The 18,973-nt window shown below is 51.6% G+C and carries 12 protein-coding genes; 4 read left to right on the forward strand and 8 right to left on the reverse strand.

Annotation, left to right across the window (positions count from 1 at the left end; translation table 11 throughout):
• Positions 1-3 precede the first annotated feature (3 nt).
• Positions 4-1,749 carry a biosynthetic-type acetolactate synthase large subunit gene (ilvB, locus tag BUB16_RS16995; protein WP_084088387.1) on the reverse strand — a complete coding sequence of 582 codons (1,746 nt, stop codon included), beginning with the start codon at positions 1,747-1,749 and terminating at the stop codon, positions 4-6.
• A 621-nt stretch (positions 1,750-2,370) separates the two neighbouring features.
• On the opposite strand from ilvB, the gene ilvD reads away from it, so the two are divergent.
• On the forward strand, positions 2,371-4,050 hold the full coding sequence (gene ilvD / locus BUB16_RS17000) for a dihydroxy-acid dehydratase (RefSeq protein WP_073067292.1): 1,680 nt from the start codon (positions 2,371-2,373) through the stop codon (positions 4,048-4,050).
• 146 nt (positions 4,051-4,196) lie between these two features.
• Here the strand turns inward: ilvD and BUB16_RS17005 are convergent, their stop codons facing one another.
• The 4 genes from BUB16_RS17005 to hisF form a co-directional block, all read right to left on the reverse strand.
• Positions 4,197-5,363 (reverse strand): trans-sulfuration enzyme family protein, encoded by a 1,167-nt coding sequence (locus tag BUB16_RS17005; RefSeq protein WP_073067295.1) that lies wholly within the window; start codon positions 5,361-5,363, stop codon positions 4,197-4,199.
• Positions 5,364-5,368: 5 nt separating this feature from the next.
• Complete coding sequence (locus BUB16_RS17010) at positions 5,369-5,788, reverse strand: OsmC family protein (RefSeq protein WP_073067297.1); 420 nt, start codon at positions 5,786-5,788, stop codon at positions 5,369-5,371.
• Positions 5,789-5,901: 113 nt separating this feature from the next.
• Positions 5,902-6,522 (reverse strand): bifunctional phosphoribosyl-AMP cyclohydrolase/phosphoribosyl-ATP diphosphatase HisIE, encoded by a 621-nt coding sequence (gene hisIE / locus BUB16_RS17015; RefSeq protein WP_073067299.1) that lies wholly within the window; start codon positions 6,520-6,522, stop codon positions 5,902-5,904.
• Positions 6,523-6,659: 137 nt separating this feature from the next.
• Positions 6,660-7,424 carry an imidazole glycerol phosphate synthase subunit HisF gene (hisF, locus tag BUB16_RS17020; protein WP_073067301.1) on the reverse strand — a complete coding sequence of 255 codons (765 nt, stop codon included), beginning with the start codon at positions 7,422-7,424 and terminating at the stop codon, positions 6,660-6,662.
• Positions 7,425-7,530: 106 nt separating this feature from the next.
• Here hisF and BUB16_RS17025 point away from each other — a divergent pair, with 106 nt between their 5' ends.
• Positions 7,531-8,049, forward strand: a complete 519-nt coding sequence (locus tag BUB16_RS17025; RefSeq protein WP_170864449.1) for a hypothetical protein — start codon at positions 7,531-7,533, stop codon at positions 8,047-8,049.
• A gap of 445 nt (positions 8,050-8,494) precedes the next feature.
• Here the strand turns inward: BUB16_RS17025 and nadE are convergent, their stop codons facing one another.
• From nadE to BUB16_RS17040, 3 genes are all read right to left on the reverse strand, one after another.
• Positions 8,495-10,369: an NAD(+) synthase gene (gene nadE / locus BUB16_RS17030; RefSeq protein ID WP_073067305.1), complete on the reverse strand. Its 1,875-nt coding sequence runs from the start codon at positions 10,367-10,369 to the stop codon at positions 8,495-8,497.
• 218 nt (positions 10,370-10,587) lie between these two features.
• Complete coding sequence (hisA, locus tag BUB16_RS17035) at positions 10,588-11,391, reverse strand: 1-(5-phosphoribosyl)-5-[(5-phosphoribosylamino)methylideneamino]imidazole-4-carboxamide isomerase (RefSeq protein ID WP_244545728.1); 804 nt, start codon at positions 11,389-11,391, stop codon at positions 10,588-10,590.
• A gap of 391 nt (positions 11,392-11,782) precedes the next feature.
• The gene (locus tag BUB16_RS17040; protein ID WP_084088388.1) at positions 11,783-14,044 is read right to left on the reverse strand and encodes a patatin-like phospholipase family protein; all 2,262 of its coding nucleotides are present in this window, start codon (positions 14,042-14,044) and stop codon (positions 11,783-11,785) included.
• 435 nt (positions 14,045-14,479) lie between these two features.
• On the opposite strand from BUB16_RS17040, the gene BUB16_RS17045 reads away from it, so the two are divergent.
• Together BUB16_RS17045 and BUB16_RS17050 are read left to right on the forward strand one after the other, a co-directional pair.
• Positions 14,480-17,176, forward strand: a complete 2,697-nt coding sequence (locus BUB16_RS17045) for an Npt1/Npt2 family nucleotide transporter (RefSeq protein WP_073067309.1) — start codon at positions 14,480-14,482, stop codon at positions 17,174-17,176.
• A gap of 206 nt (positions 17,177-17,382) precedes the next feature.
• Entirely contained in the window at positions 17,383-18,834 is a 1,452-nt protein-coding gene (locus tag BUB16_RS17050) for a BamA/TamA family outer membrane protein (protein ID WP_073067311.1), read from the forward strand.
• Positions 18,835-18,973: the final 139 nt, after the last annotated feature.

Raw genomic sequence — 18,973 nt, forward strand, 5'->3', positions numbered from 1 at the left:
TATTTACTCGTCGCCTTCAACCATTTCATTTAATGCGGCTCCTGAAGGAACCATCGGATAACAATTTTCGTGTTCTTCCACCTTGAAGTCCATGACCACGGGACCGTCATTGATCGCCATCGCCTGTTCCAGGACTTCATCCATTTCTTTGGGATTGGTGGCCCGGAGTCCGACGGCCCCGTAGCTTTCGGCCAGTTTCACAAAATCGGGATTCCCTTTCTTCAGGATCGAGTGGCTGTAGCGCTTGTTAAAAAACAGCTCCTGCCACTGCCGTACCATCCCCAGGCATTCGTTATTCATGATCGCAATTTTCAGGGGAACCTCATACTCGACAGCCGTCGCCAGTTCATAGGCCGTCATTTGGAAACCGCCATCGCCCGTGATACAGACCACCGTTCGGTCGGGACAGCCGAAAGCCGCTCCCATGGCCGCCGGGAAGCCGTAGCCCATGGTCCCCAGTCCCCCGGAAGAGAGGAACGAGCGCGGATAATTGAAGGTATAATGCTGAGCCGCCCACATCTGGTGCTGGCCGACGTCCGTCACAACAATAGCCTCGCCATTGGTATAGTGGGAGATTCGTTCGATCATCAGCTGTGGTTTAATCGTCGTTTCCGAATCAGGTACCTTCAGCGGGTGTTCACGCTTCCAGGTGTTGATGGTATCCCACCACTTCTCAGTATCTGGCTTCGTCGCCTGACGATCAATAGAGGGCAGCACTTTTTTGACATCGCCAACAATGGGAATATCCACCGGCACATTCTTGCCGATGTTGGAAGGGTCAATATCGATGTGGATTTTCTTCGAATGGGGAGAAAATCCATCCAGCCGTCCCGTAACCCGGTCATCGAACCGGGCCCCGACGGCCAGTAATACATCACATTCGGTCATCGCCATATTCGCATAATAGGTGCCATGCATGCCCAGCATGCCTACCGACTGCGGCTTGCTTTCCGGAAAGCCACCCAGCCCCATTAATGTAGTGGTAACGGGGATGTTCAACCGCTCGGCCATTGCCGTAAGTTCTTCCCAGGCTTCTCCCAGTACCGCACCTCCTCCGGCATAGATCAGCGGTTTTTTGGCTTCGCTGAGCAATTGTGCCGCTTTGGAAATTTGTGTTGCGTGACCCTCTTCCGTCGGCTTATAGCTGGGGATAGAAATCTTTTTCAGTCCGCTGTAGCGGCACTCGGTATTCAGCATATCCTTGGGAAGATCCACCAGCACCGGACCCGGACGCCCGCTTGTCGCTACATGAAAGGCTTCCCGTACCACCTGCTCAAGATTATTGACGTCCTTGACCAGGTAGTTGTGCTTGGTAATGGGACGGGTAATACCGACAATATCCGCCTCCTGAAACGCATCATTGCCGATCAGCTCCGTCGGCACCTGTCCCGTAAACACAACCAGCGGAATGGAATCCATCGCGGCGGTGGCGATACCGGTGACCGTATTGGTGCCGCCCGGGCCGGATGTTACCAGTACCACACCGGCCTTGCCGGTAGCGCGGGCATAGCCGTCCGCAGCGTGGGCACCGGCCTGCTCATGTCGTATCAGCACATGATTGATATCGTGCTCGTCAAATAGCGCGTCATAGATAGGGAGTACTGCCCCGCCCGGGTAGCCGAAAATAGTATCTACCTTGATATCTTTAAGGGTTCGGATCAGCAGTTCCGCGCCGTTTAAAACAGCGGGTTCGGGTGTCTGGGATTTGTTGGTTGCACTGTCGATTGTTTGTGTTTTTGCTTGTGCCATGTGACCTGGTAAATATACTTTTCCCACCAGAGGTCAGAAGGAAGTAAAATTGTTAGTTGAACTTTTATTCTAACCCCTGGCTGCTATTATTAGCTGATAATTAGAATTAGGTTAATAATGCCAGAAGTTAGAACAGGTAGAATAAGTAGAATACTAATTACACCTATTTCAGGAGAGATAGAAACAGCTGCCGATATGAATAAAGCAATAACGAATATCAACGAGATATAGTCCTGCGAGGACAATCCGAATAAAGGTTCGGAAGGTGCTGCAGTTGCGGATGTATGTGATACTTGTGTATTCAACGGTTGCTGTCTTTTCAATTAAGAATAGGCATGATAGAAAAAGGAGCATTCGTTGTCAAATAAAAAAGCAACTTTTTTTATTTTTTTTTCTCTTGTTTAGTTCGTGGATTCTTTTAGTTTTTAAACGTTATTTGAAATGATTAGCCTCGATTTCGAAACCTTGATATGTTTAGTGAGGTGCGATAAAAAAAGGGATACTAATCCCTTAGTTACGGTTGCAAGTTCATTGCACCCAAAAAAGGCGCCCTCTTATGAAGTCCGGGTTGGATGGTCTAATCTCAGAAACAGTTTTTAAACAGATAAATAAATAAATTTTATGGGCCGGAAACTTAATAAATACAGTTCTCAACTTACACAACAGCAGTCTCAGGTGGGCTCCCGCGCCATGCTTTACGGAGCGGGATTGACGGATGAGGATATGGATAAAGCCCAGGTGGGCATAGCCAGTACCGGGTGGGAGGGGAATCCCTGCAATATGCATCTCAATGACCTGGCCGGGCATGTCCGCGAGAGCACCTGGAATGCGGGACTGGTGGGGCTGATATTTCACAGCATCGGGGTGAGTGACGGTATTTCCATGGGGACGGAGGGCATGAAATACTCGCTGCAGTCGCGCGAGATTATCGCCGACTCCATTGAGACGGTGATGCGGGCCCAGTGGTATGATGCGAATATCTCGATTGTGGGGTGCGACAAGAATATGCCGGGCTCGGTGATCGCCATGGCCCGCCTGAACCGTCCTTCGATTATGGTGTACGGGGGGACCATCAGGCCGGGTAAGCTCAATGGAGAGGACCTCAATCTCGTTTCAGCCTTTGAATCCTATGGGGAATATCTTTCCGATAATATTGATGAGGATGAGCTGAATGACGTCATTCGGCATGCCTGTCCCGGCGCCGGGGCCTGCGGCGGTATGTATACCGCCAATACCATGGCCTCGGCTATTGAGACGATGGGCATGAGCCTCCCGTTCAGTTCTTCAATCCCGGCTACGCACAACCAAAAAATAGAAGAATGCCAAAAGGCGGGAGAGGCTATCCTGCACCTGCTGGAAAAAGATATCAAGCCGCGGGATATCATCACGCGCAGAGCCCTGGAAAATGCGGTCACCATTACGGTGGCACTCGGGGGGTCGACGAACGCGGTGATGCACCTGCTGGCGATCGCACGGTCGGCCGGGGTCCCTTTCAGTATTGATGACTTCCAGGAGATCAGCAACCGGACGCCCTTTCTGGCTGATCTCAAACCCAGCGGCAAATATATGATGGAAGACCTTTACAATGTGGGGGGGGTTCCGGCGGTGCAAAAGTTATTGTTGAAAGAAGGATTTCTGCAGGGAGATTGCCTTACGGTTACCGGCAAAACCCTCGAAGAGAATGTGGCCGATGTCCCCGGTTTATTTGAAGAGCAAAACATCATTGCCCCGGTAGAGAATCCGATAAAGGAGACGGGACACCTGCAGGTCCTGTACGGCAACTTGGCCCCGGAGGGCGCGGTGGCAAAGATTACGGGCAAAGAGGGGACCAAGTTTACCGGGACGGCCCGGGTCTATAATTCGGAAGAGGAGAGCCTGAAAGCTATTCAGGATGGGAAAGTACAGAAAGGGGATGTCGTTGTTATCCGGTATGAAGGGCCCAAAGGGGGGCCCGGAATGCGCGAGATGCTCTCTATTACGGCGGCTATTATGGGAGCGGGACTCGGTAAAGAGGTGGCGCTTATTACCGATGGACGCTTTTCGGGCGGCAGCCATGGTTTTGTTATCGGTCATGTGACGCCGGAGGCGCAGGTAGGGGGACCGATCGGGTTGATCGAAGACGGGGACACTATCACTATTGACGCCGATGAGCGCATCATAAAGGTAGAACTTTCCGATGAGGAGCTGGAAAAGCGCCGCGAACACTGGGAGGCCCCGCCTTTGCAGGTTACCAGCGGCGCGCTCTACAAGTATGCCCGGTTGGTCTCTTCCGCCTCCGAGGGATGCGTTACGGATCAGTAATCATCGCGGCAGTGAAACATGCTTTCTTTAAGCGTCCGTTGAAAACGCTGCAAAAAAGTAGGATAACGGGCGGGGGCATGATGCTGCCTGTTTAGCTAAGTGTTAACGGATACTTCATCGTTAACACACAGGTTAAGTAGCTGATCTTATCTGAGGGCCTGTCCAATATCTTCCTGTATATCCTCTATAGATTCGAGTCCCACCGCAATGCGCACCATGCCGGGCGTAATATTTACGGCTGCCCGTTCTTCATCGGTTAGTTTGGAATGGGTGGTCGAAGCCGGGTGGGTGGCAATGGTGCGGGTATCGCCCAGGTTGGCCGACAGCGAAAGGGTATTCAGCTTATCCAGAAACTGCTTGGCGGCCTCATACCCCCCACTGATGTTAAACGACACGACACCGCCTCCTTTTTTCATCTGCTTTTGAGCCAACTCGTATTGGGGATGGCTCGGGAGGAAGGGGTACTTGACCCATTCCACCTTCGGCTGTTCTTCCAGGAATGCTGCCAGCGCCAGGGCGTTTTCACAGTGCCGCTCCATGCGGACGGGCAGGGTCTCCAGGCTTTTGGAGAACATCCAGGCATTAAAAGGGGAGAGGGCCGGACCGGAATGGCGGGTAAAAAAGCTGATTTCATCAATATAGCGCTCCTTGCCGACGACTACGCCCCCGATGCCGCGTCCCTGTCCATCGATAAACTTGGTCGCTGAATGCAGGCTGATATCGGCGCCGTAGGCCATCGGTTTTTGCAAGCAGGGGGTGGCAAAGCAGTTATCGACAATCATAATCAGTCCGTGAGCCTCAGCCAGCTGTCCCGCCCATTCCAGGTCGATGAGATCCAGTCCCGGGTTGGAGGGCGTTTCCAGAAAGAGCACCCGGGTATTATCATTAATGAGCGATTCCCACTCTTCCGGGGTATCGATATTCCCATAGGAGTAATCAATGCCCCACTTGGGCAGAATACCGTTGAGAATCTGATGGGATGAGCCAAACAGCGAACGGCATGCCAGCACGTGATCGCCCTGTTCCAGCAGGCCGGCGAGGCTGGAAAATATAGCCGACATGCCCGAAGCGGTGGCTACCCCGGCTGGGGCCTCTTCCAGCTGACACATTTTTTGGACAAACTCATCGACATTCGGGTTGGAATACCGGCTGTAGACGTTGCCTTCCATTTCATTAGCAAAAAGCGCGCGGGCATGGTCGGCCGAGTCAAAAACGAAGCTTGACGTCATAAACAGCGGAGTCGAGTGTTCCCGCTGATCCGTGTGGCGGGTTTGGGTTCGTATGGCGTCTGTTTCTGGGTTTCGTTTACTCATGGCGGTTATTGAGGAGGGTTGATTTCGAAGCTGTGGGTGATCTCGGAAGTCTTTTCCAGCGTTTTGGAAACCGAGCAGTATTTGTTCAGCGATAAACTGATGGCGCGTTCCACCTTGCGCTGGTCAAGGTCGCCGGTAAAGATATAGTGCATGTGGATGGTCTTGAACTCCGAATACGTCCCCGTCTTCTGGCGGTCCCCATCCACGACGACCTCGAGGTCCTGCAGCTCCTGTTTCTGTTTTTCCAGGATGCCGATGATATCGATGGCACTGCATCCACCTGCCCCGGCCAGCAAGAGCTGCATGGGACTCATTCCCCCCTCCAGTCCGCCTACCTTTCTGGAGCCATCCATCCGGATACGTCCTCCTTCTTCATTAGCGGCTTCCATGTGGGTTCCTTCGAGCTGGTCGATCGTAATTTTCATGAAGAATAACAGGTTTTGTGGTAATTAAAGGAGGCGGGAACTTACATAAATAGGATGAGGGAATAAAGGTTTGGCAGGGATAAAAACAGCGGCCGGAGCCGGAGCATCAAAAATTATCCCGGCCGGTGCCGTTCCTCCAGTCGTTCCACCACCTGCCCCAGCGATATATCCTTTTCCGCCAGCAGTACCATCAGGTGGTAAAGCAGATCCGAGACTTCGCCCACAAAGGCGTCCCGATTATCGTTTTTGGCCTCAATAATGGCTTCCACCGCTTCTTCACCGACTTTTTGTGCAATCATATCCACCCCTTCTTCGAAGAGATGCGTAGTATAAGAATCCTCCGGTCGTTCGCTCTTGCGGCCGGCGATCAGCTGCTCCAGTCGGTTTAGAAAATACAGATTTTGCTTCGGTTTAAAATCTTTTCGGAAAAAACAGGACCGGTTGCCCGTATGGCAGGTCGGTCCCTGTGGATGTGCAAGAACAAGCAGCGTATCGTGGTCACAATCCCGCTGCAGGTCTACCAGCTCCAGGTAGTTGCCCGACGTTTCGCCTTTGGTCCACAGCCGCTCTTTTGTGCGGCTGTAAAACGTCACCCGCTCTTTTTCGAGAGTGGTTTTGAGCGCTTCTTCATTCATATAGCCAAGCATTAATACCTGGAAATTATCCGCATCCTGAATTACAGCGGGAATAAGTCCCCCGCCTTTTTCGAAGTCTAAGGTGTCGATGTCAATCATGGTATGTCAGTTGCGTGAAGCGTAGTTCGTATTCTGTCTTTTATTTTGCTTATGATCTGTTGGAGTAGGCCGAACCTCCGCAATACGCAGTGCGACCTATCCCTCCGTGTTATGGACCGGAAACGGGCCCGTACCAATTATGTTTCTATGTTACGTACCGGGATGTTTGATTTCCCCAGTTCTTTCTTGAGATCAGCTATCTCAATTTCTCCAAAGTGAAAAATGCTGGCCGCCAGGACGGCATCCGCCTTTCCGGTTTTGACCGCATCAATGCAGTGTCGTATGGTTCCCGCCCCTCCGCTGGCAATCACCGGGATCGAAACCCGGTCGTTTACCGCGGAAAGCAGTTCGAGGTCGAAGCCGGACTTGGTGCCGTCGCGGTCCATGCTGGTCAGCAGGATTTCTCCAGCACCCCGCCGTTCGGCTTCGGTAATCCACTGCAGGGCATCCTTGCCGGTGTTTTTTGAACCGCCCGAAATGTAGACCGTCCACTGAGACCCGGTTCGTTTGGCATCCACGGCCGCTACGATGCACTGCGATCCGAATTGCCGGGACGCTCTGTCAATCAGGCCGGGATTTCGGACGATCGCACTGTTGAGGGATACTTTGTCCGCACCGGCATGCAGGATATCCGCAATTTCATCCACGCTGCCGATACCACCACCCACGGTAAACGGGATATCAATCCGCCGTGCAATTTGTGTGACCAGCTTAACCAGGGTCTTTCGCTTTTCCCTGGTTGCGGTTATGTCCAGAAAGACCAGCTCGTCGGCCCCCTCCTCCGAGTAGCGCTGTGCCAACTCCACCGGATCACCGGCGTCGCGCAGTCCTTCAAAATTTATTCCCTTAACGGTCCGACCATCTTTAATATCCAAACAGGGGATGATCCGTTTTGTCAGCATACCTGTGTTTAGGTGATTAGTTTCGTTTTACAATTTTTTCTATATAGCTTAATGAAGCTGAATTTAAGGCATTGTAAGCAGGGAATCACAATTTATTTCAGGTCATATGCGTCTATTAGCAAATATGTTTCTATTTATTTTTGAACTGTGTTTCAAGCTGGCGGCTTCCCTCGCAGCCATTATTGCTATGGCAGCACAGGGCGGGGTTATTTCGAAGGTGGCAGCCGGCTTTTATTCACTCCCCGAAGCGGTACGGGAGATTATCTGGTGGGTTAGAAATATTCCTGAAATAGGAAAAATAGTAAATGATTACAATACATTGACGGCTGCAAATTTCAATCAAAAATACGGGTCCGGAGCCGTCAATTATGTCATGGACTATCTTAATGAGGCCGTTGACTACCTTCAGCAGGTATATTTGAATATTTCGGGTCAGCCGGTGGGCACGGTGTCGGCTGCGGTCGTTGTTTTTTTAATTTTTTACCTCGTAGCACGCATTGCTCGTTTTGTGCGGCAGGAGGGACAAGGTTCATTTGTCACTCGTTTCGAACGCCGTGCCGGTGATCGCGTGTTTAAGAAAAAGGAGAATTCACCGGAACATTATGACAGTACGAAGTGGACATAAATGTTTTTTTTTGAGGACGATTTTTTTAGGAAAATCATTGCAAAACCTCGCATCTCTCTTTCCGGCCGCCGTTCGTGCTCCATGAGCATGGCCAGGGGGGCGCTCAATAATTAATTTAAACCATTTCTAAATTTAGGGTAATACTGTTATATAAAGAAATTAAATGGTAAACTACATTCAGGTAAATATTAATAAACGAGGTAGAGGTGATTGTTATGGCAAAACCAAAAGAGTGTCCTCGATGCGGTTCTACCGCAGTTGAACCCTGTCATCAGGAACCGAAGGTAGACTGTATCAGGGACGAAAAGAAATAACGATATCTTATATTATTAATGATTCAAAAGCCGCTCTGACTGATCAGAGCGGCTTTTTTTATGGTGTTCTTTGATCTGTATACTTGACCCAAGGTTACTTAACTGAAAATTTTCGAACACTTGGGAACCTTTTAGTGATCCTGTTTCAGCAGCTCTTTTTTCATTTCCCGGTATTTTCGGGTGAAGTGTATCCCCATTTGTGATTCCCGGAGATCAAAGCCGAACGCCCGCTTGCTTACCACAATAATGGGGGGCGCCTGGATGCGTTTAAAAAAGTTTATTTTGTACAGTCTCCAGGTATGCTCCAGGTCTTTTATGAAGTCCCGGTGACCGCCAAAGAGTCGCGAAACCAGTCCGACTTCGATCTCCAGCATCTCCTCCAGGCTCCCGTCGATATACCACTGAAGGATATCCTCCGGATCGCGGCGAAATTCGATAAAGGCTCTCAGCAGGCGGTCGTGATAGGGATAAACGAAGGGATCGCCCTCACCCTCTTCGATATTTTGCTCGTCACTCAGCTCAGCGGAAGCGGGGATTTCAAAAAGCTGATCCGAAAAAATATTCTTGTCCTCCAAAGAATTGATATAACGACACAGCTCATAGACTTCGGTTTTGTAGAGGTCGGCAATTGGGGCAAGGGCCCCGTTGATGTCCCCATATAGCGTGGCGTATCCCGTGGCCGTCTCGCTCTTGTTGCCGTTGTTCACAAATACCGCGTTCAGGGCGGCGGCAATACCCGCCAGTACCCTGCTTCCACGGTCCCGGGCCTGGATATTTTCGCGCACCACCGGGGACAGCTCCAGCTCGGTCCGGCGGCCGGAACCGTCCAGCCGCTCAAAAGCTGTGTTACCAAGCTGTTTCAGGGTAAATTCGAATGCTTCCTGGATGGGGACAACTCCGTAGTTGAGCTGCAGGGTCTCGGCCAGCTGTCGCGCCAGTCCCCTGGTCAGCTCCGAGTTAAACTCAGAGGGCATATTCACCGCATATACCTGTCCGGGGCCAAGTGCCCGGCAGAGCAGGTAGGCACTCAGCGAGGAGTCGACCCCACCGCTCATGCCGATGACCGCTTTGGAGGCATGGATTAAATCAAAAAATTTGCGGATCCCGTACGTGAGCCCTTTTAATAACTCCTCATTATCCCGGTGGTTCGAGAGCGTCTTTTTTTCTTGCTTTTTCCCGCCATTGTTCTGAAGGTCTACGTGTAACACCTCCTCCTCATAATCACCGGCGATGTTTTGTACCGAACCATCAGGATTGTAGACGGTCGTATTGCCCTCAAAAAGGAAGAGGTTCTTACCATTATTCTGTATGCCGATATTGTTCACATAAATATAGGGGACCGGGTGGTCCTTCAGGCGATCTTTCACCACTCGGTGACGTTTGTCATTTTTTCGCCAGGTCCAGGGGGAGCAGGAAATGTTGATAATACACTCCGCCCCGTTGTTCAGTAGGGTTTCGATGGGATCTATCGTGTAATCATCACTCCACATATCTTCACACAGACTGACGCCGATCCTTCTTTCCCTGCCGTTAATGTCAATTTGAAGCGGCTGCAAAAAATCCTCGATATCCATATCCTTCTCCCCCGACAGCTTCCGGGCGGAGTAGAAATGCCGGTCGTCATCAAATTCCCGGTAGTTGGGATGCAGCGTTTTGTGAAACCGACCCGCTATCTTCCCATTTCGGGCGACAAAAGCGGTGTTGAATTTTCGGAGTCGTCCATCTTCACCCACGGCCTCTTTGTCTATATCCACATTTCCCCATACGACCGTAATCCCGTCGGAAGAGGCAACAATCTGCTCGTTATACCGGTAGCAGTCAAGGACAAACGCCCTGTTTTCCCATTCATCGCCGATCAGGTAGCCCGGGACCGCCATTTCGGGGAAAATTACAATATCCTGCTTGTCGGCTTTCGCCTGCTTAATCAGGCTGAGCATTTTTTCGGTATTGACATCCGGGTGACCCGGAGAAATTTCAATCTGGCAGGCTGCGATTCTTACATCCATATTAGGTATAGGTAATATTATAGGGTAACGCCTCGGGTAGTTACCAGGTCAAAGCCGGCGGGTCCGGAAAGCCTCCGGAAGCCGGTTTTTGCCAGCCTCTTCAGCTGCATATTGACACCATAACGCGGAAGGTGATTCAAGACCTGTCGGCCAACGGCGTTAAAGTAGGGAAATTACAGGTGACATGAGACCCGTGGCCCGCTTCTGCCGGCGAGAGATCAATCCCGGTCCCGGTGATACCGGAGCATCTGCTCCAGGGTGATTTTCTGCTCATAGTAAGCACGACCCACTACCACGCCGTAAAGCTGCTCCTCGCTGAGGGTCTTCAGGTCCCCGAGCCCGGAAACGCCACCGGAAGCAATAAATTGAAGCCCGGGATACTGCTGCTGCAGTGACCGGTAAAGTCCCGTATTGGCGCCCTCCAGGGTCCCGTCCCGTGAAATATCGGTACACAGCACGGTAGAGAGTCCTCGCTCAATCATAGGCCGGAGAAAGTTGTCCAGTGACTGATCGAGCGTTTTCAGCCAGCCGCCATAGGCTACTTTTCCCTCTTTGAGGTCCATGCCCAGGATGGCCTGCTCTCCGTAGGTGTCCAGCACGCTTAACCAGTCTTCGCGGTTTTTGACCGCCATAGAGCTGCAGATGATATTCGAGACACCGTGGTCGAAGAGCGTTGCAGCATCATCGTAGCTGCGAATGCCGCCTCCCGTCTGGACCGAGAGTCCCAGTTCGTTGATAATTTCATTGATGTGGGCGAGGTTGACAAATGTACCTTCCCGTGCCCCGTTCAGGTCAACGATGTGAATATGATTAAAGCCGGCGTCCTTAAATTTGCGGGCTTCCTGCAGCGGGTCTTCATTATAGACGGTAACTTGTTCGTAATCTCCTTTTTGCAGGCGAACCACCTGTCCGTCGAGCAGGTCAACAGCGGGGATAACAATCATTATGGCATTTGTTATATTGGCATTTACAGAAGGCTTTTCAAAACCGTTCTTTTGGTCAATATCTGCATTTTCGCGCATTCTACATCCTCATATTGGTCTTATATGAGGTGGTTTTGAAAGCGCTCAGGTCTTGTTATCGACTGAAATCACTGGTTTCCAAAGCGTTCTCACATGTATTGCAAGGCTGGAAAAGTAAGTTTAAGATTTGTTAATCTCTATTTTAAAAGAAATTTTTTGCAGATTGTCCCCTTTTGCCTTCGACAGCCGTTGAAGGATGACAATCTGCACAGTCCGGGCAACTCTCCGGAGCTGGATTTGAAGGCGTCAGGGTTGAGGTTCATGAATTTATAGTCTCAATGAAGCGGACCCAAATATCGGATACCATAAATAGCCAATAGCGTTTAACAATAACCAAAATTAAATATCGACACGGCGCTTAAAAATCACATCTCTAACAGCTAATCCGCCGTCAAAAAGCATAGCCCACATTGATGCGCAGGGCATAGGGACCCTCAAATGCCGGGGTCATGAGGGTCAGTTCAACGGGACCAATGATGGTTTGGGTGCCGCCGGAGAGCCCGAAGCCCGATTTAAATGCCGAGGGATCAAGCTCCCATCCCGTATCGTTGCTCAGGTTGGCCGCATTCCATGTCATCTTGAGGAATGTTCTTCCGGGAAACCTCAGCTGGGCGCCCACCTGGAGCGCACGGATATTTTCTCCCGACAGCTGCTGGACCTCATATCCCAAAACCGGGAACTGCCGTTCCCGGAAGATCGAGACCGGTACCGCTCCGCCGCCGAAAAAACGATAATGCAGCGGCAGGGTGGAGGAGTAGGTAATTGTGCGTCCCGCCGTTAGACGGGAGAGCAGCGAAAACCGGTCTGACACCGGAAATCGCGCCTCCCAGTCTGCCGTAAGCTGCAAGAACGTCCGGCTGCTGCCCCAGCGACCGTCCGAATAGTCCGACTTGACAAGCAGTTTGTGTCCCCGCGAAGGAAAATAGGCGTGGTCAAAGGAATCGCCATACAGCAGCATCTGCGCGGTAATAAGGCCGTTTATATTATCCAGGAAAATCGTTTCTCCAATAGCCTCGTTTAAATTATAGGCCTCGAAATGGGGACCCACTCCAAAAAAAAGCTGAGGCATGATTTCCACTCGCAGCTGGGGAGAAAAAGAGAGCTGTTCCATGTCTACCGCAGAGACACGCTGCTCATTGCTAAAAATATCGATCGGCATGCGTGTGGCGCCCCCCGTCAGCGTCAGGTCTGTTTTGGGATAAAATGAAAGCGGCAAAAAATAGGTGCCCTGCAGCTGCAGCTGTTCTCCCAGCCTCAGGTCCGTAATCAAAGCATCTCCGGGCGTTATGATCTGATTGAAGGTCCCGCTGAAAAGCAGGGAGGCCTTGTACTGGCTGTCGTACCGCGCTCCAAAACCGACCGTCTGCTGGGTTTCTGTGGTGATATCTATATTCAGGAGATACCCGCTTCGGTCCGGCAGTTCCTGCAGCCGGTAACTGATAAGATCGGTGAAGGAACCGGAATTGTATATGCGGTTTAGTTTATATTCCAGCTCTGAAAGGGAATGCCGGGTGGGCGTTTTAATACGCAGCGAATTTTTTAGCCGATCCCGCAAATACGCGTTGGAACCCCTAACGTTAATCTGCCTGATCAAAAGCGTATCGGCCTGCTGTACAAAAGGGGGGAGTATGGTCATTTGCGGGGACCTGCTGACTGAGTCAGCCAATGCCCTGAGGCGCGGAAGCATCCGGCGGGCCGCCTGCTCGCCTTTTTTAATCAGCCGGGCCGCCTCGTCAAAGTCGAAGGTGGTGTATCCGTCGACCTCCGGCCGGATGTGCAGGTCTGTGAGCTCAAGCTGCCGGCTGTTGGAGGCTTCCATGGTAAAGCCCACGGCCTGCCACAGTATATTCACGAACGAATGAAGGCTGTCCGGGGGAGAAAGGGGACTGCTGACGTCCGATGAAATGACGAAGTCGGCCCCGAGGGCGCGGGCATCCGAAGCGGGAATATTACGCGCCACACCCCCGTCGATATAGCTGGATGAGCCAATTTTTACCGGTTCGAAGATACTCGGAATGGCAATACTGGCCCGGATGACATCCGGCAGGTACCCGCGGTCCATGCGTACGGCTTCGCCTGTGGCGAGGTCGGTGGCAATTGAGGCAAAAGGGATGGGCAGGTTTCTGAAATCAGAGACCCCGTGATAAGGTTCGGTCAGCCGGTAGAGCAGCATAGCAATTTTTTGGCCTTTTATAAGCCCGCGGGGCAACCTCACCGAGCCATCCCTGAACGGAAAAGTAAGCAGGTTTTGGGAATGATTGGTTTTCTGGTAGATAGATTGATACTGCCGGGGCGCCCGGTTGCTGAAAAATTCCTCCCAGTTGTTGGAAAGGGCAATATCCTCAAGCATGGCAGGTGTGTAGCCTATTGCATACAGTCCCCCTATAACACTGCCCATGCTGGTACCGGTAACGACATCGGGCCGGATGCCGGCTTCCTCCAGTACCTTGAGGACGCCGATATGCGCAAATCCCTTGGCACCGCCGCCGCTCAGTGCCAGTCCGATTCGCGGCGGATCCCTATCCGCAATTTCATCCACGTCTGCCTCCGACTCGGTACTCCACCCCTGTTGTCCCCGCACGGGCGATACGACGCTCATGAGCAGGCAGCCGGTTAACAGGATAATAATACGCATGATAGGGTACGGTGTCATAGCACGATCTGAAAAACAGGGAAGTTAAGGATAAATATTTGTTAAATTAAACCCTGATATTAAAACAGAGATAAGCAGTCCCGTCAAACATATTGTACGGGGCACATCACTATAGGAAATATTATCATCTAACTGCTCCGCCCCAATACCAGCCGTATCTGAGATAAAGAGTCATGCTATTCCCATACATTAATTCAAATAGTTGAATTTGATTGAAACGGAAGTTGTTGAAATTACGTAAGACAAACGGGTGAGCAACGACTTTTTGTAACGGTTAGTATCGGGACCTGATGGAAACGCCGGAAAGAGGCGTTAAACCGGGGTATTCATTTTCACGGGATTGGAATTCGTGGTTGCACCGGGCGTTTTTTTCTGGTAACGGCGCCACAGGTTCAGCGTGTTTTGTAATTTCCAGGCGGTCAATACAGCATTCGCATGAAAGAATATTTGCATTCCATAATTGACATCAAACAGGGAGAGGGCAAGCTGGCAGGGCTTATGATCCTGTATAATTTTATCCTGCTGGTTACCCTGTACCTGCTGAAGCCGGTACGCGACAGCCTGTTCCTGGTGGAGCTGGGCTCCCGGCAGCTCCCGCTGGTGTTCATGCTTACCGCCCTGGCTGTCATTCCCATATCCATGGCCTATTCGCGCTTTTCCAATAACGTCAGTTTGGGATGGGTGATAAATGGGGTTACGCTCTTCCTGACAGCAAATCTGGTGATCATCTGGTGGCTCGTTCGCGCAGACTCTCCCGTTCTTTATTACCTGTTATATATCTGGGTGAGCATCTACTCAATATTAATCACCTCACAATTCTGGCTGTTATCCAACGCGCTCTTTACCCCCATACAGGCCAAACGGATTTTTGGCCTGTTGAGCCTTGCCGCGATCGCCGGTGCCATGGCCGGGGGAGAGATAACCGGGGTTTTGATCGATCAGCTCGGTGTCGACCCGCGAAATCTACTTCTGATCGGGGCTGCTATCCTGTTCAGTACCATATTCCTGGTATGGGCTATACGTGCGGAGGCCCATCGTTCGGCCGGCACCGCCGAGTCCATAGAGTCGCAACCGGAACCCGAGAACCCGGGATACGGGAAACTCCTGTTCAACGATATTATTACTTCCCGTCACCTGATGCTGATTATGGGTATTATCGCTCTTTCGGTGATTTCGACCACCATTATCGATTACCAGTTTAAAACCATAGCCTCGGCCGTTTATGTCACGGATAACAGCCTCACGACATTTATGGGACGTTTTTACGGGCGGGTCAGTGTCATAGCGCTTTTGCTGCAGCTGTTTTTGTCATCAACGTTTATTGAACGCAGGGGGGTTGGCGGCGCGGTCACCATTTTGCCCAGTATTTTGTTATTGGGTTCAGCGGGACTTTTTATCTGGACCGGCCTGGCGGCAGCCGTCCTGGTGCGTGGGGCGGATCAGAGTTTAAAGCACTCACTGGACCGGACCGGCCGTGAGCTGTTGTTTGTGCCGGTGGAGATGAAACTAAAGAAGCGAACGAAAGTATTTATCGATCTTTTTGTCGACAACGGGGCCCAGGGCTTTGCAGGTCTGCTGTTGCTGCTGCTTACCTTCCAGCTGACCCTCACCGTACAGCAGCTCAGCCTGGTGGTCATCGGGCTGCTCGTATGCTGGATCATCCTGGCGCTGTGGGTACAAAGATCCTATGTGAATGAATTCCGCGAATCGGTTGAAAAGCAGGTAAATGATAACCATGCGGAAACGCGATCGGATGACAAAAAAATATCCAAGTCCGAACTACTCCGTAATTTACAGAGCCGGGATGTACGCACGGTCTTACATACGTTAAAAAACCTCGAAGCAAATTATGACCTTCGGGATATTCCGCTCCAGCCGTTGGAACGGATGTTGGGACATCCGAATTCGTCGGTGCGAAAAAAGTGTCTCCAATTGTTCCGGACCCGCGAAATTGAAGGATATATTGAAGAGATCGCCAGACTCATTGAAGACCCCAGTGTGGAGGTCCGCCTCGAAGCGGCCCGCTACATCTACCATTTTTATGATTCCTCTGCGTATGAGGGGGACTGGCAGGAGATACTGCGAGAGGGACTCCGGCATCAGGATGTTAAAATCAGGGCCTCTACCCTCGGACTAATCACGAAGGACGGAAGCAGGCAGGAAAGGGAACTGATTACCACCGATCTGTTGGAGAGTGCCCTAAACTATAAAGGGGAGGGGGAAAAAGAACTGAGATATGAAACTGCGCGGGCCCTGAGCGTGGTATACGAGCCCTCGCGGAACCACATCCTGACGGCGCTTCTGAGGGATTCATCGCCCGAGGTGGTCAAGCGCGCCATTATCAGTGCAGGAGAGTCCGGGGACCGCGAGTTTATCCACATGTTGTTGGATTATCTTGATTCTGAACAGTACAGAAGAACGGCGCAAAAGGGACTTTCCATGTACGGCGAGCGTATTTTGGGGACGATGTTTGACTACCTGACCGACGACCAGGTCTCTCTCTCAAAGCGGTTGCAGATACCACGTATTCTCTATCTTATCCCCAGTCAGGTGGCCCTTAATGTGCTGCAGCTCTCCCTGAATTACTGTGATATTCCCGTGCGGCACCAGGTGATCAAAGCACTCAATAAAATTAGGCTGAAGATCGAATCGCCTGTTTTTGATGAGGAAAAATTACAAAAGTGTGTCCGCCAGGAAGCCCGGCGCTATGCCTTGCTCAAACAATCGCAGGTGGTGCTCAAAGTGTCGGACTATGGACCTGCCCTGCTGGAGGAAATAGATGAGGAGATCGCCAGGAGTTTTGAAAATATCTTCCGGCTCCTGGGACTGATCTACAACGCAGACGATATCTATAATGTGTACAAAGGCATCCGCAGCGACAAGAACACACTCATCTCCGAAAGCATTGAGTTTTTGGACAATTTGATCGAATGGGAGATCAAAAAGTTCTTAATGCCGCTTTTCGAATCTCTGTTGTCGAGTCAGAATAACTACGGTCCGTTTGAACAGCAAATACAGTCCGCCGATAAGGCGCTGCATTTTTTGGCTGATCTGGATCATCCCACCCTCCAGGAGCTGGTCTCGGAGGCCAGGGAGAGAGCTAACGGGGGAGAAGCGGTTCGAAAGGACTGAGTGGTGTTATTTCGACAGCGCTATGGGAAATGCGTTAAACTAAACCGACCGTATTTCTGTTCGATCTCAGTATGGCGTATGTAAATGCAGCGCCGGCGGATACCGGCAGGCCGCGACAGGGAAGGAGATCCGCTAAGCGTCTTGCAGGCGATACGGTAGAACAGCTTCAACACTAAAATGGCAAAATAATTCTTGTGAACTCTCTTTTGACCGCAAAAATCAGAATTTTTCGGGGTATCGTTTTCCTGCTGCTGTGCAGCAGCCCCTGTGCGGCGGCGGGCAGCCCTACCGAACGCCCTGCCGTGGAAGGCCGTACAGGCTGGCCGGTGGAGGAATATCCCCGTGATTTCCGGCTTTCGGCCGTTACCGGGCCCGTGCTTTCGGATACCCTCCCCGGCGAAACGCACCCCGATTCCATCCCGTACAGCGCTGATCCCTCCCTGGGAAGGCAGCTGCTGAAGGCCCCGTCCGCCCTCCTGCACCTGGCGGTCCTGCCCCTCAAATGGGGGATGATATGGAGCCGGGAACATCAGCTCTATTCCAGGGTATCAGACTTTTTTTTAAATGAGGAGGGAACCGCCGGATTTTATCCCAACTTTTCGGTAGGGGGACGTACGCCCTTTGCAGCAGGCATCACTTATTTTAACCGGGATCTCCTCGAGGGGGGACACTCGCTTGATCTGAATACCTTTTATACCGATCCGGAGAATTATAAGCTGGGCATCAATTACAAGATTCCGCCCACTCAGCTGCGCAGGTACCAGGTGACCGTGAACGGCAACCTGCGGAGCAATGACGATCAGAATATTTTTTTAGGAGGAAACAAGGGGTCGGACGACCAGCAGGGGACCTACGAAATTGAACAATACAACCTGGAGACCCAGGCTGGATACCTGCTACGCCGGAATGTACTGGCAACAGTGATCGGGGGACTCATCCACACCGATATCAGGGATCTTTCTGCGGCTGCCGGGGATGGAGGGCCCGCCGGGGAACCCGCAGCCGCCGGAGCATTCAGCCCTGGAAACGCGACACTATTTAATACGGGTCTCGGTGTAATCGTTGACAACAGGAGGGGACTTTTCGAGAACCGTAACACCAGCTTAATCAGTACGGTCACCACCTCCTACGATTTCAAGCAGACCAAAATACGGGTTTATTCCGGGGCTTTATACGATGTGGGGATACGCTATAACCGCAGCCTGACGGGCGACGAGGTTGAATACCTGAATTACTACGGGGACTGGCAGCAGTTCTTTGCGATCCCGGGTCTGCCCCCGGACCGGCGGCTGGCTTTCAGGGTCCGCCTGCACAAAAGATATCCCCTGTCCGGCGGTTCCGTCCCTTTTTACGAGCAAAGCATTCTCGGTGATGCCGATAACCTTCGCGGGTACCGGCAGGACCGCTTCCGGGACCTCGGATCGCTGCTGCTAACCCTCGAATACCGCTATCCCATATGGGACACCTGGGATGCCGTATTGTTTACCGACCAGGGACAGGTTTTTAATACCTACGACCAGATCGGGCTGGATAGATTTCACGGCTCGGTGGGCACGGGCCTGCGGTTTATGACCGCTTCCGACTTCCTGTTCCGGCTCGAAATTGCATTCAGCAAAGAGGGGTCACGAAGCCTGCTGGAATTCAGCATGAACTTTTAAGATGTACATGAGCATATGAGACGGACGGATCATAGAACTAAAACGACAAAAGAAGATAATGCGGCAGATGAGTTGAGATTACGAGGTGGGGAAGCCCCTTTTCCCCGGTTGTTCTGCGGTGTTGTTTTTCTCCTGCTGT

Origin of the sequence: Fodinibius roseus (assembly GCF_900129315.1) — a bacterium.
Lineage (GTDB): Bacteria > Bacteroidota > Rhodothermia > Balneolales > Balneolaceae > Fodinibius > Fodinibius roseus.

Coding starts and splice junctions, on each gene's coding strand:
- BUB16_RS17005 (WP_073067295.1), bottom strand. CDS start 5,363: ATGAGTAAACGAAACCCAGAAACAGACGCCATACGAACCCAAACCCGC.
- ilvB (WP_084088387.1), bottom strand. CDS start 1,749: ATGGCACAAGCAAAAACACAAACAATCGACAGTGCAACCAACAAATCC.
- nadE (WP_073067305.1), bottom strand. CDS start 10,369: ATGGATGTAAGAATCGCAGCCTGCCAGATTGAAATTTCTCCGGGTCAC.
- ilvD (WP_073067292.1), top strand. CDS start 2,371: ATGGGCCGGAAACTTAATAAATACAGTTCTCAACTTACACAACAGCAG.
- hisF (WP_073067301.1), bottom strand. CDS start 7,424: ATGCTGACAAAACGGATCATCCCCTGTTTGGATATTAAAGATGGTCGG.
- BUB16_RS17045 (WP_073067309.1), top strand. CDS start 14,480: ATGAAAGAATATTTGCATTCCATAATTGACATCAAACAGGGAGAGGGC.
- hisA (WP_244545728.1), bottom strand. CDS start 11,391: ATGCGCGAAAATGCAGATATTGACCAAAAGAACGGTTTTGAAAAGCCT.
- BUB16_RS17040 (WP_084088388.1), bottom strand. CDS start 14,044: ATGACACCGTACCCTATCATGCGTATTATTATCCTGTTAACCGGCTGC.
- BUB16_RS17010 (WP_073067297.1), bottom strand. CDS start 5,788: ATGAAAATTACGATCGACCAGCTCGAAGGAACCCACATGGAAGCCGCT.
- BUB16_RS17025 (WP_170864449.1), top strand. CDS start 7,531: ATGCGTCTATTAGCAAATATGTTTCTATTTATTTTTGAACTGTGTTTC.
- hisIE (WP_073067299.1), bottom strand. CDS start 6,522: ATGATTGACATCGACACCTTAGACTTCGAAAAAGGCGGGGGACTTATT.